Annotated in this window: 2 protein-coding genes; both read left to right on the forward strand. The window is 71.6% G+C overall.

Features of this window, described 5'->3' with window-relative positions; all coding sequences use genetic code 11:
• The first annotated feature begins 149 nt into the window (after positions 1 to 149).
• Positions 150 to 12,017: an SDR family NAD(P)-dependent oxidoreductase gene (locus ACGH52_RS31865; RefSeq protein WP_399944363.1), complete on the forward strand. Its 11,868-nt coding sequence runs from the start codon at positions 150 to 152 to the stop codon at positions 12,015 to 12,017.
• Between the two features lie 69 nt (positions 12,018 to 12,086).
• A complete protein-coding gene (locus ACGH52_RS31870; protein WP_399944366.1) occupies positions 12,087 to 23,996 on the forward strand; it encodes an SDR family NAD(P)-dependent oxidoreductase in 11,910 nt (3,969 codons plus the stop codon).
• Positions 23,997 to 24,067: the final 71 nt, after the last annotated feature.

Below are 24,067 nucleotides of genomic sequence, written 5' to 3' on the forward strand. Positions count from 1 at the left end.
GGCTTTAGAGCCCACCAAGGGGTCCCTTAGCCGATTCAGCGATGTTGCCAATGCCGCGGGGCCGCGCCGCCACGGCGTCCCGTTCCTGACACTCCCGAGTTCCTGGCCCACGACCGCCCCCCCACGACCGCCCGAGGGAATGGCTGCAGATGGCGAACACGAACGAAGCGAAGCTCCGCGACTATCTCAAGCGCGTCACCACTGAGCTGCACGAGACGCGGGAGCGCCTGCGCACGAGCGAGGCCCGCGCCAAGGAGCCGATCGCGATCGTGGGGATGAGCTGCCGGCTGCCGGGCGGAGTGACCTCGCCCGAGGGCCTGTGGGAGCTGCTGACCGACGAGACGGACGCCATCTCGCCCTTCCCGGCCGACCGCGGCTGGAACCTCACCGGCCTGTACGACCCCGACCCCGACAGCTCCGGCACCTGCTACGCCCGCAGCGGCGGCTTCCTCCAGGAGGCCGACGCCTTCGACGCGGGGTTCTTCGGGATCAGTCCGCGTGAGGCGCTGGCGACGGATCCGCAGCAGCGGCTGCTGCTGGAGGCGGCGTGGGAGGCGTTCGAGCACGCGGGCATCGACCCCGCCTCGGTCCGCGGCAGCGACACGGGTGTCTTCGCCGGTGTCATGTACGACGACTACGGCGTCCGCCTGCACTCCGCGGAACTGCCCGACGGACTCGCCGGATACGTCGTCAACGGCAGCGCGGGGAGTGTGGCATCCGGTCGTGTCTCGTACGTCTTCGGTCTTGAGGGTCCGGCGGTGACGGTGGACACGGCGTGCTCGTCGTCGCTCGTCGCCCTGCACCTGGCCGCCCAGGCACTGCGTAACGGGGAGTGCCGGCTCGCGCTGGCCGGCGGCGTCACCGTCATGGCGACGCCCAGCACACTCCAGGACTTCAGCCGTCAGCGGGGACTCGCCCCCGACGGCCGCGTGAAGGCCTTCGCGGGCGCCGCCGACGGCACGGGGCTCGGCGAGGGTGTGGGTGTCCTGGTCCTGGAGCGGCTGTCCGACGCCCGGCGCAACGGGCATCGGGTGCTGGCGGTGGTGCGGGGTTCCGCGGTGAACCAGGACGGCACCAGCAGCCAGCTCACCGCGCCGAATGGTCCGTCGCAGGAGCGGGTGATCCGGCAGGCTCTGTCGGCCGCGGGGCTGACCGCGGCCGAGGTGGACGTGGTGGAGGCGCACGGTACGGGCACGCGGTTGGGTGACCCGATCGAGGCGCAGGCGCTGCTGGCGACCTATGGGCGGGACCGGGGTGTGGACGCGGAGCCGTTGTGGCTGGGCTCGGTGAAGTCGAACATCGGGCATGCGCAGGCCGCCGCGGGTGTGGCGGGTGTGATCAAGATGGTTGAGGCGATGCGGCACGGGGTGCTGCCCCGGACGTTGCATGTGGATGAGCCGACGCCGCATGTGGACTGGGAGTCCGGGCGGGTGCGGCTGCTGGACGAGGCGAGGCAGTGGCCGCAGACCGACCGTCCCCGCCGGGCCGGTGTCTCCTCGTTCGGGATCAGCGGCACCAACGCCCACGTGATCCTGGAACAGGCCCCCGCCGACGAATCCTCCGCCCAGGAGCCCGATCAGGACGCGGACGGGCTCGTGATGTGGCCGGTGTCGGCGAAGACACCCGAAGCGCTGCGGGAGCAGGCGGCCCGGCTGGCCGCGTACGCACGCGACGCCGGTGAGGATCTGGACGCGGCGGCCGTCGCACACACTCTCACGCACGGGCGGGCCCGTTTCGACCTGCGGGCTGCGGTGCTGGGTGAGATGCGGGCGGATCTGATCGCGGGGGTGGAGGCACTGGCCGCGGGTGAGGCCCACCCGTCCCTGGTGAGCGGGGCGGTGACCGGAGGCAGGACGGTGTTCCTGTTCACCGGTCAGGGTGCGCAGCGTCCCGGGATGGGGCGGGAGCTGTATGAGGGCGAGCCGGTGTTCGCCGCGGCGTTCGACGAGGTGTGCGGCCACTTCGAGCTGCCGGTGGCGTTGAAGGACGTGGTGTTCGGCACGGATGCGGAGCTGCTGAACCAGACCCGGTATGCGCAGGCGGGCCTGTTCGCGTTGCAGGTGGCCCTGTTCCGGCTGGCCGAGCATCACGGCCTGGTCCCGGACGTGCTGCTGGGGCATTCCATCGGTGAGCTGGCCGCCGCGTTTGTGGCGGGGGTGTGGTCGCTGGAGGACGCGTGCCGGCTGGTCGGGGCGCGGGGCAGGCTGATGCAGGCCGCCCGCCCGGGCGGGGCGATGGTGATGATCGCCGCCTCCGAGGAGGAAGCAGTGGCGGTTCTGGAGGGGCGTGAGGGGGTGTCGCTGGCGGCGGTCAACGCCGCCCAGTCCGTGGTCGTCTCCGGCGACACGGAAGAAGTCGCCGAAGTTGCCGCGCATTTCGAGGCGCTGGGCCGGCGCACGAAGGCCCTGCACGTCAGTCACGCCTTCCACTCCGCGCACATGGATACGGCGCTGGAGGAGTTCGCGCAGGCCGCAGCGCAGGTGAGCGCTCATGCTCCGCGTCTGCCGGTGGTCTCGAACGTGACCGGCCGGGTCGCCTCGGCGCAGGAGCTGGCCGATCCCTCGTACTGGGTGGCACAGCTGCGCGGCACGGTCCGTTTCGCCGCCGGACTCGAGCAGGCCCGGGAGCTGGGCGGGAAGGTGTTCGTCGAACTCGGCCCGGACGCCGTCCTGACCACCCTCCTCCCCGACGACACGGTGGCCCTCCCCCTCCAGCGCACCGGACAGGCCCACGCTTTCCACCTCGCGCTGGCCACCGCGCACTGCCACGGCCTGCCCGTCACCTGGCCGCTCGCTTCCACGACCGGCGTCGCGGAGTTGCCGACCTACCCCTTCCAGCATGAGCGGTTCTGGTTGCATGCGGCGTCGGGTGCCGGTGATGTGGAGAGTCTGGGGCAGGCTTCGGCGGGTCATGGTCTGCTGGGTGCGGCGGTGGCGTTGGCCGAGGACGGGTTGACCGTGTTCACCGGCCGGATCTCGCTGTCCACGCATCCGTGGCTGGCGGATCATGTGGTGGGTGGTGCGGTGCTGGTGCCGGGCACGGCGTTTGTGGAGCTGGCGCTGCATGCCGGCGACTACGTCGGCTGCGACCACCTGGAAGAGCTGACGATCGAAGCCCCCCTCGTACTCGAAGAGGAGGACCACGTCAGCCTTCAGCTGGTCGTCGAGACCGCGGAGGCGGCCGGACGTCACACCTTCCGGCTCTCCGCGCAGTCCCCGTCCGGCACGTGGATCCGGCACGCCACCGGCACCCTCGTCACCGGAGGAGACATCGGCCGCGAAGACACCGTCGTGCGGGGGAACTGGCCGCCCGCGGGCGCGCGGGCCGTCGACCTCGGCGACTTCTACGCGCGCGTCGCAGACCTCGGCACCGAGTACGGCCCGGTCTTCCAGGGGATGACGGCTCTCTGGCAGGACGGAGACGACCTGTACGCGGAGATCGACCTGCCGTCCGGCACAGAGGTCTCGGGCTACGGCATTCACCCGGCCCTTCTCGACGCCGCGCTGCACCCCCTGGCCACGACGCGGGACACGGCGACGGAAGGACCGATGCTCCCGTTCGTTCTCACGGGCGTCCGTCTCCACGCCACGGGCGCCGACTCACTGCGCGTCCACTGGACGCCGGCGGACAGCGCTGCCGGAGCCTTCCGGTGCCGAGCCGTGGACCCCTCGGGCGCGCCCGTCCTGACGGCCGACTCGCTCGTCCTGCGGGAGGCGCCGAAGAGTCTCGCCTCCGCACGCGGGCGTGGTCCCGGCCTGACCCGCCTCGACTGGACGTCCACCACGCTCGCGCCGGGCGGCATACCGGCCGGAGAGAAGTGGGGTGTGCTCGCCGCGCCGTCCCTCGCGGCGTCCGAGCTGATGGAGGGGAACGCGGACCTCACGGAGCTCACCGAGTACCCCGACGTCGCCGCTCTCGCGGAGGCGGGCGTCGATGCCGCGGTCCTGCCGCTGCTGTGGACGCACGACGGTGCTTCGTTGCCCGAGACGGTGCACACCCGGACGGCTGGACTGCTCGCGCAGGTGCAGGAGTGGCTCGACGACCCCCGGCTGGAGGCGGCGCGTCTGCTGGTCGTGACCCGCGGAGCCGACCTCGTGACAGGCGACGTGGTACCCACCGACTTGGCCGCATCAGCCGCATGGGGGCTGCTGCGCAGTGTGCAGTCAGAGCAGCCCGGACGGATCGTACTGGTCGACTGCGACGACGATCAGGCGTCCCTGGCTCTGCTCCCCGCGGTCCTCGCCGGCGGAGAACCCCAGTCGGCACTCCGCCACGGTCGGGCCTACGTGCCGCGTCTCACTCGCCTCCCGGAGCACCCCTCCGCGACAGCGTCCGGCTTCGCCGACGTGGGCGACGGGACGGTGTTGGTGACGGGTGGTACGGGGTCGTTGGGTGCGTTGGTGGCGCGGCATCTGGTGGTCGGGCACGGGGTGCGGCACCTGTTGTTGACGAGTCGGCGGGGTGTGGAGGCTGCTGGGGCGCGGGAGTTGGTGGCGGAGTTGGAGGAGGCCGGTGCCCGGGTTCGGGTGGAGGCGTGTGATGCGGCGGACCGTGAGGCGTTGGCTGGTGTGCTGGGGTCGGTGGGGGAGGAGCATCCGCTGACTGCGGTGGTGCACACGGCGGGTGTCGTACGTGATGCCACGGTTTCGGCGCTGTCGGCCGACCAGTTGGCGGAGGTGTTGCGGCCGAAGGTGGACGCGGCGTGGAACCTGCACGAACTCACCCGTGGGCACGACCTCGCGGCGTTCGTGTTGTTCTCGTCGGTGGCCGGTGTGGTGGGCAGTCCGGGACAGGCGAACTACGCGGCGGCGAACGCGTTTTTGGATGTGCTGGCGCGGTGGCGGGGTGCGCAGGGGTTGGTGGGTACGTCGGTGGCGTGGGGGTTGTGGGATCAGTCGGGTCAGGACGGTGGCATGGGCGCGGCGCTGGGACAGGCCGACCGCGACCGCATCGCCCGTAGCGGATTCGCTCCCCTCGACGCTCAGGAGGGACTCGCACTCCTCGACACCGCCGTCACCGGTGGCGAATCCGCCGTCGTCGCCGCTCGCGTCGTCGAGGCCGCACTGCACCGGCAGGCCGAGGCCGGACTGCTGGCCCCGGTACTGCGCGGGCTGATCCGCGGTGGCAGCACCCGCAGGGCCGTGGTGTCCGGCCACCGCACCGAGACCTCTGGCTCCGTGGTCGGCATTGACGTGACGGCCCTCGCGCGACTCACCACGGACGAACGGCGACGCGCCGTGCTCGACGTGGTCCAGGAGGCGGTGGCCTCCGTACTCGGTCACGCCTCCACCGATCTAGTGGACCCTGCACGAGCTTTCAAGGACCTGGGTTTCGACTCCCTGATGTCCGTAGAACTGCGCAACCGTATGAACTCCGCGACCGGCCTGCGCCTGTCGGCGACCCTCGTCTTCGACCACCCGACCCCCGAAGCCCTCGCCACCCACCTGGCCGCGGAACTCGTAGGCGACGGTGTGTCGTCGGTTGGGGCTGTGGTGCCCCGTGCGGGTGTGGATGTGGCGGCGGATCCGGTGGTGATCGTGGGGATGAGCTGCCGGCTGCCGGGTGGGGTGTCCTCGCCGGAGGGGTTGTGGCGGCTGGTGTCCGAGGGCGGGGACGCGGTGTCGGAGTTCCCGGTGAACCGGGGCTGGGATCTGGGTGGGCTGTTCGATCCGGATCCGGATCATCCGGGGACGTCGTACGTGTCGCGGGGCGGGTTCCTGCATGGTGCGGACGGCTTTGACGCCGGGTTCTTCGGGATCAGTCCGCGTGAGGCGCTGGCGACGGATCCGCAGCAGCGGCTGCTGCTGGAGGCGGCGTGGGAGGCGTTCGAGCACGCGGGCATCGACCCCGCCTCGGTCCGCGGCAGCGACACGGGTGTCTTCGCCGGTGTCATGTACGACGACTACGGCATCCGCGTCGGCAAGGCACCCGAGGACCTGGAGGGCTACCTCGGCACGGGCAGCGCGGGCAGCGTCCTGTCTGGTCGCCTGTCGTACGTGTTCGGTCTGGAGGGTCCGGCGGTGACGGTGGACACGGCGTGCTCCTCCTCGCTGGTCACCCTGCACCTGGCCGCCCAGGCGCTGCGGGGCGGGGAGTGCCGGCTCGCCCTGGCCGGAGGCGTCACCGTCATGGCCGCACCGACGACCTTTGTGGAGTTCAGCCGCCAGCGGGGCCTGGCCGTCGACGGCCGGGTGAAGGCATTTGCCGACGGTGCCGACGGCACGGTGTGGGGCGAGGGTGTGGGTGTCCTGGTCCTGGAGCGGTTGTCCGACGCCCGGCGCAACGGGCATCGGGTGCTGGCGGTGGTCCGGGGTTCGGCGGTGAACCAGGACGGTGCGAGCAATGGTCTGACGGCGCCGAACGGTCCGTCGCAGGAGCGGGTGATCCGGCAGGCCCTGTCGGCTGCGGGGCTGGCTCCCGCCGAGGTCGACGCGGTGGAGGCACACGGTACGGGTACCACGCTGGGTGACCCGATCGAGGCGCAGGCGCTGCTCGCCACGTACGGCCAAGGCCGCGCCGAGGACGCGGAGCCGCTCTGGCTGGGGTCCGTCAAGTCCAACATCGGGCATGCGCAGGCCGCCGCGGGTGTGGCGGGTGTGATCAAGATGGTGCTGGCGATGCGGCACGGGGTGCTGCCCCGGACCCTGCACGTGGATGAGCCGACCCCGCATGTGGACTGGGAGTCCGGGCGGGTGCGGCTGCTGGACGAGGCGAGGCAGTGGCCGGAATCGGGTCGCCCGCGGCGGGCGGGAGTGTCCTCGTTCGGGATCAGCGGCACCAACGCCCACGTGATCCTGGAACAGGCACCCGCCGACGAATCCTCCGCCCAGGAGCCCGAGCAGGGTGCGGACGGGTTCGTGATGTGGCCGGTGTCGGCGAAGACACCCGAAGCGCTGCGGGAGCAGGCGAGCCGGCTGGCCGCCTACGCGCGCGACGCCGGTGAGGATCTGGATACGGCGGCCGTCGCGCATACCCTCACGCACGGGCGCGCCCACTTCGACCTGCGCGCCGTCGCCGTGGGCGCTGATCGGCAAGAACTCGCGTCGGCTGTCGAGGCGTTGGCAGCGGGGCAGCCGCATCCCCACCTGGTGAGCGGGGCGGTGACCGGTGGGAGGACGGTGTTCCTGTTCACCGGTCAGGGTGCGCAGCGTCCCGGGATGGGGCGGGACCTGTATGAGGGTGAGCCGGTGTTCGCCGCGGCGTTCGACGAGGTGTGCGGCCACTTCGAGCTGCCGGTGGCGTTGAAGGACGTGGTGTTCGGCACGGATGCGGAGCTGCTGAACCAGACCCGGTATGCGCAGGCGGGCCTGTTCGCGTTGCAGGTCGCCCTGTTCCGGCTGGCCGAGCATCACAGCCTGGTCCCGGACGTACTGCTGGGGCACTCCATCGGTGAACTGGCCGCCGCCCATGTGGCGGGGGTGTGGTCGCTGCAGGACGCGTGCCGGCTGGTCGGGGCGCGGGGCAGGCTGATGCAGGCCGCCCGCCCCGGCGGGGCGATGGTGATGATCGCCGCCACCGAGGAGGAAGTATCAGCCGTTCTGGAGGGGCGTGAGGGGGTGTCGCTGGCAGCGGTCAACGCCGCCCAGTCCGTGGTCGTCTCCGGCGACACGGAAGAAGTCGCCGAAGTCGCCGCGCATTTCGAGGCGCTGGGCCGGCGCACGAAGGCCCTGCACGTCAGTCACGCCTTCCACTCCGCGCACATGGATACGGCGCTGGAGGAGTTCGCGCAGGCCGCAGCCCAGGTCACCGCTCATGCTCCGCGTCTGCCGGTGGTGTCGAACGTGACCGGCCGGGTCGCCTCGGCGCAGGAGCTGGCCGATCCGTCGTACTGGGTGGCGCAGCTGCGCGGCACGGTGCGTTTCGCTGCCGGTGTTGAGCAGGCGCGTGAGCTGGGCGGGAAGGTGTTCGTCGAACTCGGTCCGGACGCCGTCCTGACCACCCTCCTCCCCGACGAGGCGGTGGCCGTTCCGCTCCAGCGCACCGGGCAGGCCCAGGCGTTCCGCCTCGCGCTGGCCGCCGCGCACTGCCACGGCCTGCCCGTCACCTGGCCGCTCGCTTCCACGACCGGCGTCGCGGAGTTGCCGACGTATGCCTTCCAGCACGAAAGCTACTGGCTCACCGCCACCACCCACACCGGCGACGCCACCGCCCACGGCCTGGACACCACCGACCACCCCCTGCTCACCGCAGCCCTCCACCACCCCGAAGACGACACCACCCTCCTCACCGGCCGGATCTCGCTGTCCACGCATCCGTGGCTGGCGGATCATGTGGTGGGTGGTGCGGTGCTGGTGCCGGGGACGGCGTTTGTGGAGCTGGCGTTGCATGCCGGGGACTATGTGGGTTGTGGCCGGTTGGAGGATTTGACGGTCGAGGCTCCGTTGGTGTTGGGGGAGCGGTCGTCGGTGATGGTGCAGGTGTCGGTCGGTGAGGCTGATGAGCGTGGGTGGCGTGGGGTGCGGGTGTTCGGCCGTTCCGGTGAGGGGGGTTGGACGCGGTATGCGACGGGTGTGCTGAGTCCGGTGGTTGGTGTGCCGGAGGCGGTGGAGGGTGTGTGGCCGCCGTCGGGGGCTGAGCCGGTGGAGTTGGCGGGTCTGTATGAGCGGCTGGCGGGGCGTGGTTATGAGTACGGTCCGCTGTTCCAGGGGTTGAGCGCGGTGTGGCGGCAGGGGCGGGAGTGGTTTGCGGAGGTGGTGTTGCCGGGGGTTGGTGAGGTGTCGGGGTACGGAATTCATCCGGCTCTTCTGGATGCCGCGTTGCATACGTTGGCGGCGCCGAGTGGGGGAGCGGTGGAGGAGGTGCGGCTGCCGTTCAATTTCGCGGGTGTGGGTCTGTTTGCGACCGGTGCCACGGCTCTGCGGGTCCGCCTGACGCCCGTGGACGAGTCCGGGGACACGGTCAGTCTCCACCTGAGCGACCCCACCGGCGCCCCCGTCGCCCACATCGCGGCACTGACAACACGAGCCGTACCCGCGGCCCAGTTGGCGGCACTGGGCGCCGGCGAGTCCGAGGCGAAGGAACCGGTGTTCGTCACGGAATGGGTCCGGGCGCAGGTTCCGGTCGGCCCCACTCCGCCGACCGCCGACTGGGCCCTCCTGGGCCCGGACGTCCTGGGAATCGCTCCCGCGCTCGCCGAGGCAGGCGTGAGGGTGAGGCAGTACGCAGGACCGGCGGAGCTCCGGGCCGCCGTCGCGGAGGACGCCGGAGCGGCACCGCAGGCGGTCGTCGCCTCCTTCGGCGCCGAGCGGCTGCCGGACGACGTACGGCAGTCGGTGCACGAGGTGGCGGCCACGGCGCTCGAGCTGGCCCAGGAGTGGATCGCGCTCGACGCCCCCGGGCTGTCGGACGCACGGCTCCTCGTCTGCACGCGCGACGCGGTCGGCGTCGAGTACGGGGAAGCCGCCCTCGACCTGGTGCACGCCCCGCTGTGGGGGCTGCTGCGGTCGGCGCAGACGGAGAACCCGGACCGCTTCCTCCTCGCCGACGTCGACGCGCACCAGGACTCGGCGCCGGCACTGCTCGCCGCCGTGACCGCCCACATCGAGGGCCTCGCCGACGACGGCCAGTTCGCCGTGCGCCAGGGAGCGGTCAAGGTCCCCCGTCTGGCCCGGCGGACGACGGACGGACTCCTCCCAGAACCCACCCACGAGACAGCGGACACGGCCGCCGTGCCGTGGCGGCTCGCCCTGGAGGGCACCGGCTCGCTGGACCAACTCGCCCTGCGGCCCCACGAGGACGCCCTGCGCGAGCTCGGTCCCGACGAAGTACGTATCTCGCTGCGCGCCTCCGGCCTCAACTTCCGTGACGTGCTGACGGCGCTCGGCATGGTGCCCGGCGACCACCGGGCGGTGGCCGGCGAGGGCGCGGGCGTGGTCCTGGAGACCGGTGCCAACGTCTCCTGGGTACGTCCCGGGGACCGGGTCATGGGCATCCTCCTGGAAGGCACCGGGCCGGTCACGGTCACCGACGCCCGTCTCGTCGTCCGCATGCCGCGGGCCATGACCTTCGCCGAGGCCGCCGGGACGCCCGTCGTCTTCCTCACCGCCTACTACGGTCTGGCGGACCTCGCCGAGATCAAGGCGGGGGAGTCGCTGCTCGTGCACGCCGCGACCGGCGGCGTGGGCACGGCCGCCGTGCAGCTCGCCCGCCACTGGGGCGTGGACGTGTACGGCACGGCGAGCCCCGCCAAATGGGACACGCTGCGCGGACAGGGCCTGGACGACGAGCACATCGCGAGCTCGCGTGACCTGGAGTTCGAGGAGAAGTTCCGCACCTCCCTGGGCTCGGCCTCCGGGACGGGCACGATGGACGTCGTCCTGAACTCCCTGGCCAACGAGTACGTGGACGCCTCGCTGCGACTCCAGGGCCCCGGCGGCCGTTTCCTCGAGATGGGCAAGACGGACAAGCGCTCGCCCGACGAGGTGGCGCTCGCGCACGACGGGGTGACGTACCGCGCGTACGACATCCTCGACGCCGGGCCCGAGCGCATCCGCGAGATGCTCGGCGACCTGGTCGAACTCTTCGAGTCCGGCGCCGTACGCCCCGTGCCCGTGTCGGCGTGGGACGTGCGCCGGGCCCCCGACGCCCTCCGCTTCCTCAGCCAGGCCCGCCACACCGGAAAGCTGATCCTGACCCTGCCGGGCTCCCTCGACCAGGACGGGACGGTGCTGGTGACGGGAGGTACGGGGTCGTTGGGTGCGTTGGTGGCGCGGCATCTGGTGGTCGAGCACGGGGTGCGGCATCTGCTGCTGACGAGTCGGCGGGGTGTGGAGGCCGCTGGAGCAAGGGAGTTGGTGGCGGAGTTGGAGGAGGCCGGTGCCCGGGTTCGGGTGGAGGCGTGTGATGCGGCGGACCGGGAGGCGTTGGCCCGTGTGCTGGGGTCGGTGGGGGAGGAGCATCCACTGACTGCGGTGGTGCACACGGCGGGTGTCGTACGCGATGCCACGGTCTCGGCGCTGTCGGCCGACCAGCTGGCGGAGGTGCTGCGGCCGAAGGTGGACGCGGCGTGGAACCTGCACGAACTCACCCGCGGACACGACCTCGCGGCATTCGTCCTGTTCTCCTCCGCCGCAGGCGTCATGGGCGCCGCAGGCCAGGCCAACTACGCCGCCGCCAACACCTTCCTGGACACCCTGGCCACACTCCGCCGCGTCCAGGGACTGCCCGGCACCTCCCTCGCATGGGGCCTGTGGGAGCAGGCCGGAGGCATGGCGGGCGCCCTCGAAAGCAGTGACCGGCAGCGGCTCGGACGCTCCGGCGTCGTCCCCCTGCCGCTCGACACGGGCCTGTCCGTCTTCGACACCTCACTGCACACCGACGAACCGGTCCTCGTCCCCGTCCAGTTCGACCTCGACGCACTGCGGACCCGCGCCGAGGGCGATGCCGGAGGCGACACGCCGCCCCTGCTGCGCGGCCTCGTCGGAGCGCAGGCCCCGCGCCGCGCCGCGCCGCGCAGGACGGCGGCGAGCGCGGCCGCCACGGAGACGAACTGGGCCGATCGGCTCACCGGCCGTACCGCGGACCAGCAAGTCCAACTGCTCGTCGAGCTGGTACGCGAACAAGCGGCGGCCGTGCTCGGCCACGGCGACACCGCCGGTATCGAAGCGGACCGGGCCTTCAAGGAACTCGGCTTCGACTCCCTCACCGCCGTCGAACTGCGCAACCGCCTCGGCAAGGCGACCGGCCTGAGGCTGTCCGGCACCCTCGTCTTCGATTTCCCCACGTCCACCGCGCTCGGCCGGCATCTGCGCACCGCACTGGTCCCCGAAGAAGCGGACCCGGCGACGCGGATCGTGGGCGACCTGGAGCAGATCGAGGCCGCGCTCGCCGAACTCGGACCGGGCATCCAGCCCGACGACGAGGCGTACGGGAGCATCACCGCGCGCCTCCAGGCGATGCTCTGGAAGTGGAACGACCTGCACCACGCTGAAGACTCCGTCGACGAGACACGGGACTTCGGTACGGCGAGCGACGACGAACTCTTCGACGCGCTCGACCAGGAACTCGGAAACGGCTGAGTTCCTGTCCCCACGGCGCACCGCCGCCGCTCACCAGCCGTAACTGTCGTACCCAGGAGTGGAATTCGCATGGCGAACGTTGCTCAGAACCCGGCGAACGGTCCTCGCGACATGGGGAAGGCCGTGGACAACGAGGAGAGGCTTCGGGACTACCTGAAGCGCACTGCCGCCGATCTGCGCCAGACGCGCCGGCGACTGAAGGAAGCCGAGGCCCGGGAACAGGAGCCGATCGCCATCGTCGGAATGGCATGCCGCTACCCCGGTGGCATCACCTCGCCCGGCGATCTCTGGCGGCTGCTGGAGCAGGACGGCGACGGCATCTCCGAGTTCCCATCGAACCGGGGCTGGAACCTGGAGGAGGTGTACGACCCCGACCCCGACCACGCGGGCACCTCCTACGTCACGAAGGGAGGCTTCCTCCACGACGCCGACCGTTTCGACGCGGACTTCTTCGGGATCAGCCCGCGCGAGGCCGAGGCGATGGACCCGCAGCAGCGGCAGCTGCTGGAGACCGCGTGGGAGGCCTTCGAGCACGCGGGCATCGCCCCCGACACGCTCAAGGGCAGCCGGACGGGCGCCTTCATCGGTGCCATCGGCCAGGACTACGCCCCCACCGGCCGCGCACTGCCCGCCGAGTACGAGGGATACGTGCTGACCGGCACCACCACCAGCGTCGTCTCCGGGCGACTCGCCTACACCCTCGGCCTCGAAGGCCCCGCCGTCACGGTCGACACCTCGTGCTCCTCCTCCCTGGTCGCCCTGCACCTGGCCGCCCAGGCGCTGCGCAACGGGGAGTGCGGCGTCGCGCTCGCCGGCGGCGTCACCGTGCTGCCCACCCCCCGCCTCTACGTGGAGTTCAGCAAGCAGCGCGGGCTCTCCCCGGACGGCCGCTGCAAGGCCTTCGCGGCCGCCGCCGACGGCACCGGGTTCGGCGAGGGCGTGGGTGTCCTGATCCTGGAGCGGCTGTCGGACGCGCGGCGGCGGGGGCACCGGGTGCTGGCGGTGGTGCGGGGCTCCGCGGTGAACCAGGACGGTGCGAGCAACGGTCTGACGGCGCCGAACGGTCCGTCGCAGGAGCGGGTGATCCGGCAGGCCCTGGAGAGTGCCCGGCTGGCCCCGGCCGAGGTGGACGCGGTGGAGGCGCACGGTACGGGTACCACGCTGGGTGACCCGATCGAGGCGCAGGCGCTGCTCGCGACCTACGGTCAGGGACGCGACAAGGACGCCGAACCGCTCTGGCTGGGCTCGGTGAAGTCCAACATCGGCCACACCAACGCCGCCGCGGGTGTGGCGGGTGTGATCAAGATGGTCGAGGCGATGCGGCACGGGGTGCTGCCCCGGACCCTGCACGTCGACGAGCCGACCCCGCACGTCGACTGGGAATCGGGCCAGGTCCGGCTGCTGGACGAGGCGAGGCAGTGGCCGGAGTCGGGTCGCCCGCGGCGGGCGGGGGTGTCCTCGTTCGGGATCAGCGGCACCAACGCCCACGTGATCCTGGAGCAGGCCCCTGTCGAGGAGCCCGCCGAGGAGGGCGGGACGGAGGAGGCTCCGGCTACGCAGACCGCCGGACCGGTGGTGTGGCCGGTGTCGGCGAAGACACCCGAAGCGTTGCGGGAGCAGGCGGTCCGGCTGGCCGCGTATGCGCGCGACGCCGGTGAGGGTCTGGATGCGGTGGCCGTCGCGCGCACTCTCACGCACGGGCGGGCCCGTTTCGATCTGCGGGCTGCGGTGCTGGGGCAGACGCGGGCGGATCTGGTCGCGGGGGTGGAGGCACTGGCCGCGGGTGAGGCCCACCCGTCCCTGGTGAGCGGGGCGGTGACCGGTGGCAGGACGGTGTTCCTGTTCACCGGTCAGGGTGCGCAGCGTCCCGGGATGGGGCGGGAGCTGTATCAGGGCGAGCCGGTGTTCGCCGCCGCGTTCGACGAGGTGTGCGACCACTTCGAGCTGCCGGTCGCGTTGAAGGACGTGGTGTTCGGCACGGATGCGGAGCTGCTGAACCAGACCCGGTATGCGCAGGCGGGCCTGTTCGCGTTGCAGGTCGCCCTGTTCCGGCTGGCCGAGCACCACGGCCTGGTCCCGGACGTACTGCTGGGGCACTCCATCGGTGAACTGGCTGCCGCCCATGTGGCGGGGGTGTGGTCGCTGGAGGACGCGTGCCGGCTGGTCGGGGCGCGGGGCAGGCTGATGCAGGCCGCCCGCCCCGGCGGGGCGATGGTGATGATCGCTGCTTCGGAGGACGAAGTGTCGGCGGTTCTGGAGGGGCGTGAGGGGGTGTCGCTGGCGGCGGTCAACGCCGCCCAGTCCGTGGTCGTCTCCGGCGACACGGAAGAAGTCGCCGAGGTCGCCGCGCATTTCGAGGCGCTGGGCCGGCGCACGAAGGCCCTGCACGTCAGTCACGCCTTCCACTCCGCGCACATGGATACGGCACTGGAGGAGTTCGCGCAGGCCGCAGCCCAGGTCACCGCTCATGCTCCGCGTCTGCCGGTGGTCTCGAACGTGACCGGCCGGGTCGCCTCGGCGCAGGAGCTGGCCGATCCCTCGTACTGGGTGGCACAGCTGCGCGGCACGGTCCGTTTCGCCGCCGGACTCGAGCAGGCCCGGGAGCTGGGCGGGAAGGTGTTCGTCGAACTCGGCCCGGACGCCGTCCTGACCACCCTCCTGCCCGACGAGGCGGTGGCCGTTCCGCTCCAGCGCACCGGGCAGGCTCATGCGTTCCGCCTCGCGCTGGCCGCCGCGCACTGCCACGGCCTGCCCGTCACCTGGCCGCAGGCTTCCTCGACCGGTGTCGCGGAGTTGCCGACGTATGCCTTCCAGCATGAGCGGTTCTGGTTGCATGCGGCGTCGGGTGCCGGTGATGTGGAGAGTCTGGGGCAGGCTTCGGCGGGTCATGGTCTGCTGGGTGCGGCGGTGGCGTTGGCCGAGGACGGGTTGACCGTGTTCACCGGCCGGATCTCGCTGTCCACGCATCCGTGGCTGGCGGATCATGTGGTGGGTGGTGCGGTGCTGGTGCCGGGCACGGCGTTTGTGGAGCTGGCGTTGCATGCCGGGGACTATGTGGGTTGTGGCCGGTTGGAGGATTTGACGGTCGAGGCTCCGTTGGTGTTGGGGGAGCGGTCGTCGGTGATGGTGCAGGTGTCGGTCGGTGAGGCTGATGAGCGTGGGTGGCGTGGGGTGCGGGTGTTCGGCCGTTCCGGTGAGGGGGGTTGGACGCGGTATGCGACGGGTGTGCTGAGTCCGGTGGTTGGTGTGCCGGAGGCGGTGGAGGGTGTGTGGCCGCCGTCGGGGGCTGAGCCGGTGGAGTTGGCGGGTCTGTATGAGCGGTTGGCGGGGCGTGGTTATGAGTACGGTCCGCTGTTCCAGGGGTTGAGCGCGGTGTGGCGGCAGGGGCGGGAGTGGTTTGCGGAGGTGGTGTTGCCGGGGGTTGGTGAGGTGTCGGGGTACGGGATTCATCCGGCTCTTCTGGATGCCGCGTTGCATACGTTGGCGGCGCCGAGTGGGGGAGCGGTGGAGGAGGTGCGGCTGCCGTTCAATTTCGCGGGTGTGGGTCTGTATGCGACCGGTGCCACGGCTCTGCGGGTCCGGCTGACGCCCGTGGACGAGTCCGGGGACACGGTCAGTCTCCACCTGAGCGACCCCACCGGCGCCCCCGTCGCCCACATCGACGCCCTCACGCTGCGCGCGGTGTCCACCGAGCAGCTCCGCGGAGCGGTGGATGGCATCAACGACGCGATGTTCCAGTTGAGTTGGCAGAGCAGTCGACTCGACGCCGGGGCCGAGGCACCGCGCTGGGCGACGCTGGGCGCCCAGCTGCCCGTACTCCCGGACCTTCCCGCGTACGAGGACGTCGCCGCCCTCGTCGCCGCCGTGGACGCCGGTGACGAGCTTCCGGACGCCGTCCTCGTCCCGTGCCGTACCGAGTCGGCCGACGGTGGCGACCCGGTCGGGGCCGTGCACACCGCCACGGCTCGCCTGCTCACCCTGTTCCAGGCGTGGCGCGCGGACGACCGGCTCGGCGCCGTCCGGCTGATGGTCGTGACCTCGGGCGCGGTGGCCGCGCAGCCCGGTGACGTCGTGGGCGACCCGGCCGCGTCGGCCCTGTGGGGCTTCGTGCGCGCGGCACAGGCGGAGGTCCCGGACGGTTTCACGCTCGTGGACGTGGACGCCGCGACGACGGCCGACGGCCTCAGGGCGGCGTTGCGTGGCCTGGCGGCCTCCGACGAGGCGCAGGCCGCCATCCGGGCCGACGAGCTGCTCGTCGCCCGCGTCACGCCCGCCGCCGACGGCACCGGTCTCGCCGTACCGGGACCGGACGAGCCGTGGCGCGTCGATGTCAGTGCCAAGGGCACCCTGGAGAACCTCGCTCTCGTGCCCAACCCGGGTGCGGAGCGTCCCCTGGCTCCCGGCGAGGTGCGGGTGGCGGTGCGCGCGGCGGGCCTGAACTTCCGTGACGTCCTCATCGCGCTCGGGATGTACCCGGGCGATGCTCCGATCGGCAGCGAGGGCGCCGGCGTCGTCCTGGAGGTGGGCTCCGCCGTCTCCGCCGCCACCGGTCTGCGGCCCGGGGACCGGGTGATGGGGCTGCTCACCGAAGGCGTCGGTCCCGTCTCCATCACCGACCAGCGTTATCTCGCCAGGATTCCGCGGGGATGGACGTTCGCGCAGGCCGCCGCCGTGCCGATCGTCTTCCTCACCGCCTACTACGGCCTGTTCGACCTCGGCGGGCTCCAGGCCGGTGAATCGGTCCTGGTGCACGCCGCGACCGGCGGCGTGGGCATGGCCGCGGTCCAGCTCGCCCGGCACGCGGGCGCCGAGGTCTTCGGCACCGCGAGCCCCGGCAAGTGGGCCACCCTGCGGGGACAGGGCCTGGACGAGGACCACATCGCCAACTCCCGGACGCTCGACTTCGAGCAGACCTTCACCCGGTACACCGGCGGACGAGGCATGGACGTCGTACTCGACTCGCTGTCGGGCGAGTTCGTGGACGCGTCGCTGCGGCTGCTGCCACGCGGTGGGCGTTTCCTGGAGATGGGCAAGACCGACATCCGCGACCCGGAGACCGTCGGCGCGCAGTACGCCGGCGTCGACTACCGGGCCTTCGACCTGCTGGACGCCGGACACGACCGCATCCAGGAGATGCTCACCGAGCTGGTCGGGCTGTTCGACAGCGGTGCCCTGCGGCCGCTCCCGGTCTCGGCATGGGACATCCGCCGCTCACCCGAGGCATTCCGCCACCTGGGCCAGGCCAAGCACACCGGCAAGGTCGTCCTCACGGTGCCGCGTCCCTTCGACGGCGACGGGACGGTGTTGGTGACGGGTGGTACGGGGTCGTTGGGTGCGTTGGTGGCGCGGCATCTGGTGGTCGAGCACGGGGTGCGGCATCTGCTGCTGACGAGTCGGCGGGGTGTGGAGGCTCCTGGGGCGCGGGAGTTGGTGGCGGAGTTGGAGGAGGCCGGTGCCCGGGTTCGGGTGGAGGCGTGTGATGCGGCGGACCGGGAGGCGTTGGCTGGTGTGCTGGGGTCGGTGGGGGAGGAGCATCCGCTGACTGCGGTGGTGCACACGGCGGGTGTCGTACGTGATGCCACTGTTTCGGCGCTGTCGGCCGACCAGTTGGCGGAGGTGTTGCGGCCGAAGGTGGACGCGGCGTGGAACCTGCACGAACTCACCCGTGGGCACGACCTCGCGGCGTTCGTGTTGTTCTCGTCGGTGGCCGGTGTGGTGGGCAGTCCGGGACAGGCGAACTACGCGGCGGCGAACGCGTTCTTGGATGTGCTGGCGCGGTGGCGGGGTGCGCAGGGGTTGGTGGGTACGTCGGTGGCGTGGGGGTTGTGGGATCAGTCGGGTCAGGACGGTGGGATGGGTGCGGCGCTGGGACAGGCCGACCGCGACCGCATCACCCGCAGCGGATTCGGCCTGCTCACCGCCGAGGACGGTCTGGCCCTCCTCGACGCCGCGCTCCTGTCGGGCCGCACCGACCTGGTCCTGACACGAGTGGACCGGAACGCCCTGAAGCAGCGCGCTGACGCCGGACGACTCCCCTCCGTACTCCGCTCGCTGGTCAAGGGCGGCGGCCGAAGCGGACGCCGCGCCGCCGCCGGAGCGACGGCTGCCGGAGCCGCGTCCCTCACCGAACGGCTCGCGCGCCTCGGCTCCGAGGAACAGGACCGGCTCCTGCACGGCATCGTCCGGGACGAGGTCGTAGCCGTCCTGGGCCACGGAGCGGGAAGCTCACTCGAACCGGGACGTGCCTTCAAGGACCTGGGCTTCGACTCCCTGACGGCTGTCGAACTGCGCAACCGCATGAACGCCGCGACCGGCCTGCGCCTGCCCGCGACCCTCGTCTTCGACCACCCCACGCCTGCCGCCCTCGCCGCGCACCTGCGGCGTGAGCTGATCGGTGACGACGACTCGGCATCGGGCGCGGTCACCGGCGCGGTGGCAGCGGGCGCGGAACGCGCCGACGACACCGACCCGGTGGTGATCGTGGGGATGAGCTGCCGCCTGCCCGGCGGCGTCACCTCACCGGACGGCCTCTGGCGTCTGCTGGAGGACGGCACGGACACCATCGGGCCGTTCCCTACGGACCGGGGCTGGGACCTCGACGGCCTCTACGACCCCGATCCGAACACACCCGGCAAGTCCTATGTCCGGCAGGGCGGGTTCATCGACGGCGTGGACGGATTCGACGCGGCCTTCTTCGGCATCAACCCGCGTGAAGCCGTGGCCACCGACCCTCAGCAGCGCCTGCTGCTGGAGGCCGCCTGGGAGGCATTCGAGCACGCCGGGATCGACCCCACCACGGTGCGCGGCAGTGACACGGGCGTCTTCGCCGGCGTCATCTTCGGCGACTACACCTCGCGTCTCCAGGAGATACCCGAGGGGTACGAGGGCTACATCTCGACGGGCAACACGACCAGTGTGGCCTCGGGCCGGCTGGCCTACACGCTGGGCCTCGAGGGGCCGGCGATGACGGTGGACACGGCGTGCTCGTCGTCGCTGGTGGCCCTGCACCTCGCCGCCCAGGCCCTGCGCAACGGCGAATGCTCCCGCGCGCTCGTCGGCGGTGCCACGATCATGTCGGGACCGACGAACTTCATCGAGTTCAGCCGCCAGCGCGCCCTGTCCCCGGACGGCCGCTGCAAGGCCTTCGCGGCCTCCGCGGACGGCACCGGGTGGGGCGAGGGCGTGGGCGTTCTGATCCTGGAGCGGCTGTCGGACGCGCGGCGGCGGGGGCACCAGGTGCTGGCGGTGGTCCGGGGTTCGGCGGTGAACCAGGACGGTGCGAGCAATGGTCTGACGGCGCCGAACGGTCCGTCGCAGGAGCGGGTGATCCGGCAGGCCCTGTCGGCCGCGGGGCTGGCTCCCGCCGAGGTCGACGCGGTGGAGGCGCACGGTACGGGTACCAAGCTGGGTGACCCGATCGAGGCGCAGGCGCTGCTCGCGACCTACGGCCGGGACCGGGACGCCGAACAGCCCCTGTGGCTCGGCTCGTTGAAATCAAACGTCGGCCACACTCTCGCTGCTGCGGGTGTGGCGGGTGTGATCAAGATGGTGCTGGCGATGCGGCACGGGATGCTGCCCCGGACCCTGCACGTGGACGAGCCGACCCCGCACGTGGACTGGGAGTCGGGCCAGGTCCGGCTGCTGGACGAGGCAAGGCAGTGGCCGGAGGCGGGCCGCCCGCGGCGGGCCGGGGTGTCCTCCTTCGGGATCAGCGGCACCAACGCCCACGTCATCCTCGAACAGGCACCCGCAGAGCCGGTGGAGGAGTCCGGTGTGGTGGCCGGGGTGGTGCCGCAGGGGCCGGTGGTGTGGCCGCTGTCGGCGAAAACGCCCGCGGCTCTGCGGGAGCAGGCCGCGCGCCTGGCCGCTCACGCGCGTCAGGCGGGGGACGGTCTCGACATCCATGCCGTCGCCCACACCCTCACCCACGGGCGGACCGCGTTCGAGGAACGCGCCGCCGTCACCGCCGACACCCCCGACCAGTTCCTGGCCGCACTCGACGCCCTCGCCACCGACCGCCCCCACCCCCACCTGGTCACCCACCACACCCTGGCCGGCAAAACCGTCTTCGTCTTCCCCGGACAGGGCTCCCAGTGGACCGGCATGGGCGCCGACCTCTACCACCACTCCCCCGTCTTCGCCCACCACCTCACCGCCTGCGCCCACGCCCTGGCCCCCCACACCGACTACAACCTCACCGACGTCATCCTCCAACAAAACGACGCCCCCGGCCTGGAACGCGTCGACGTCATCCAGCCCGTCCTGTGGGCCATGATGGTCAGCCTCGCCCGCCTCTGGCAGCACCACGGCATCCAGCCCGACGCCGTCATCGGACACTCCCAGGGCGAAATCGCCGCCGCCCACATCGCCGGCGCCCTCACCCTCGACGACGCCGCCCTCATCGTCGCCCGCCGCGCCCGCATCCTGCGCCGCCTCGCCGGCACCGGCACCATGGCCTCCCTGCCCACCACCGCCCACCACACCACCACCCTCATCACCGAACTCGGCCTCGACGACGTCCACATCGCCGCCCACAACGCCCCCACCGCCACCGTCGTCTCCGGCCACCCCACCCAAATCCACACCCTCGTCACCACCGCCCAACAACGCGACATCCGCGCCCGCACCATCGACGTCGACTACGCCTCCCACTGCCCCCACGTCGACACCCTCCACCACGAACTGATCACCGCCCTCACCCCCATCACCCCCCAGCCCACCGACGGCACCATCGCCTTCCACTCCACCCTCAAAGCCCAGCACATCACCGACACCACCACCCTCAACGCCCACTACTGGACCGACAACCTCCGCCACCCCGTCCTCTTCCACCAAACCCTCACCCACCTCAACAACACAGGCCACACCCACTACATCGAAACCAGCCCCCACCCCGTCCTCACCACCGCCATCCAGCACACCCTCGACACCCACCCCCACACCACCACCCCCACCCTGCGCCGCAACACCCCCGACCACCACACCTTCACCCACCACCTCGCCACCACCCACACCCACGGCCACCCCACCACCTGGCCCACCACCCCCACCTGGACCCACCTGCCCACCTACCCCTTCCAACACCACCCCTACTGGCTCCACACCCCCACCACCACCCCCACCGACGCCACCACCCTCGGCCAGCAACCCACCCACCACCCCCTCCTCAGCGCCGCCATCAACCTCCCCGACCACACCACCCTCTTCACCGGACGCCTCAACCTCACCACCCACCCCTGGCTCACCGACCACGCCGTCCACGGCACCGTCATCCTCCCCGGCACCGCCCACCTCGACCTCGCCCTCCACGCCGCCAACCACCTCGGCCACCACCACCTCGACACCCTCACCCTCGAAACCCCCCTCACCCTCACCCCCGACCAAACCCTCACCCTCCAACTCACCCTCACACCCCCCGACCCACACGGCACCCACACCATCACCATCCACACCCACCCCCACACCACCGACCCCCACCAACCCACCACCTGGACCCGCCACGCCACCGCCACCCTCACCCCCCAACCACCCACCACCCCCACACCCCAACCCCCCACCACCTGGCCCCCCACCCACACCCAACCCCTCAACACCACCCACCTCTACCACCACCTCACCACCCTCGGATACGACTACGGCCCCACCTTCCAAGGCCTCCACCACGCCTGGCGCCACCACAACACCATCTACGCCGAAACCACCCTCCCCCCCAACACCCCCACCACCGGCCACACCCTCCACCCCGCCCTCCTCGACACCGCACTCCACTCCCTGCTGGTGGGAAGCGACGGCGAAGAGCTGCGCCTGCCCTATGAGTTCACGGGAGTGCGGGTGTACGGCACGGGCGCCGACGCCGCGCGGGTGCAGGCGACCCTGGGTGCTGACGGAACGGCTCGTATCACGCTCACCGACGCGTCCGGAAGCGCCCTCATGGACATCGAGGCGCTGGTCACGCGTGAGGCCGATGCCGCCCAACTGGCCGCTCTGGCGCGCAACGCGCACCGTGCCCCGTTGTTGGCCTGCGAGTGGGTTGAGGTGGCTGAGGAAGCCGAGCCCTCAACACCCCCGACCCGTGCCGTGATCGGTGAGGCGTTGCCCGGACTCCCGGACGACACACCCCTCTACCCCGACCTGGACACCCTCACCGACGCCCTCACCCACGGCGCCCCCCTGCCCGAACACACCATCCTCCACCTGCCCCCCACCACCGGCGACCCCCTCCAAGCCACCCACCACCTCACCACCCACACCCTCCACACCCTCCAACACTGGCTCACCACCCCCCACTACACCCACAGCCACCTCACCATCCTCACCACCCACGCCACCACCCCCACCCCCGACCTCGCCCACGCCGCCATCTGGGGACTCACCCGCTCCGCCCAAACCGAACACCCCGACCGCATCACCCTCCTCGACACCGACACCCACCCCACCCCCCACCTCCCCCACACCACCACCCTCACCACCCACCCCCAACTCGCCTGGCACAACAACACCCTCACCACCCCCCACCTCACCCCCACCCAACCCACCGACACCAGCACCCAACCCACCGACACCAACACCCAACCCACCGACGCCCCCACCGGCTTCGACCCTGACGGCACCGTCCTCATCACCGGCGGCACCGGCACCCTCGGCGCCCTCCTCGCCCGCCACCTCGTCACCCACCACCACGTCAAACACCTCCACCTCACCAGCCGACGCGGACCCCACGCCCCCGGCGCCACCCAACTCCACCACGACCTCACCACCCTCGGCGCCACCGTCACCATCACCGCCACCGACACCACCAACCCCCACACCCTCAAAACCCTCCTCACCACCCTCACCCACCAAAACCCCCACCCCCTCACCGCCATCATCCACACCGCCGGCACCCTCAACGACGCCCTCCTCCACCACCAAACCCCCCACCACCTCACCCACACCCTCACCCCCAAAGCCAACACCGCCTACCACCTCCACCACCTCACCACCCAACTCCAAACCCCCCTCACCCACTTCATCCTCTACTCCTCCGCCGCAGGCCACCTCGGCAACACCGGCCAAGCCAACTACGCCGCCGCCAACACCTTCCTCGACGCCCTCGCCACCCACCGCCACACCCACCACCAACCCGCCACCAGCCTCGCCTGGGGCCTCTGGCACACCACCAGCGACATGACCCAGCACCTCGACGAGGACGCGATCGCGCGACTCGGCCGGAGCGGCCTGGTCCCGATGTCCGAGGAGGAAGGACTCGCCCTCTTCGACCAGGCCATCGCCGGTGCCGCGCAGAACCCGCCCGTCCTGGTGGCGCTGCGTACGGACCCCGCGGGGCTCCGGGCGCAGGCACGGGCCGGGGTGCTCTCCCCGATGCTGCGGGGACTGGTCCGCACGGTGGAGCGGCGGGCGGAGTCCGCTGCCGCGGCGGGCGCGGGGTCGTTCACCGAGCGGCTCGCGGGCCGGTCCGAGGACGAACAGCACACGATGGTACTGGAGTTGGTGCGCGACACGGTGGCGGCGGTCCTCGGGCACGACTCGCCCGGCGGTCTCGGTGACGATCAGTCCTTCAAGGACCTCGGCTTCGACTCGCTGACGGGCGTCGAGCTGCGCAACCGGCTCAACGCGGCGACCGGGCTACGGCTGCCGGCCACGCTCGTCTTCGACCACCCCTCGCCGACGGAACTCTCCGACCACCTGTGGTCCCGTCTCGCCTCGCGGACGAACGACGCGCCCGCCGTATCGCTCCTGTCGGAACTGGACCGCCTGGAATCCCTGTTGGGCGAGGCGGCCGTAGACGACGGAGCGGCGGCCGAGTCCGGCGACCGTACCGCCGTTGCCGCGCGACTGCGCCGGCTGCTCTCCGAGTGGGAGGAGCGGACCAGCCCCGAGGAGGCCGGTGACGTGGACGCCGCCGAGCGCATCGAGACGGGCACGGCCTCCGAGATCTTCGACTTCATCGACAAGGAACTGGGCCGCAACGTCCACTGACCGCCCCCACCCGTGCCCCCACCTCGCGGACCTCCAGCGCGGCGAGCGACCTGAACGGAGAGATGACGACG

Origin of the sequence: Streptomyces sp. BBFR25, from assembly GCF_044590125.1 — a bacterium.
Taxonomy (GTDB): domain Bacteria; phylum Actinomycetota; class Actinomycetes; order Streptomycetales; family Streptomycetaceae; genus Streptomyces; species Streptomyces canus_D.

Coding starts and splice junctions, on each gene's coding strand:
- ACGH52_RS31865 (WP_399944363.1), top strand. CDS start 150: ATGGCGAACACGAACGAAGCGAAGCTCCGCGACTATCTCAAGCGCGTC.
- ACGH52_RS31870 (WP_399944366.1), top strand. CDS start 12,087: ATGGCGAACGTTGCTCAGAACCCGGCGAACGGTCCTCGCGACATGGGG.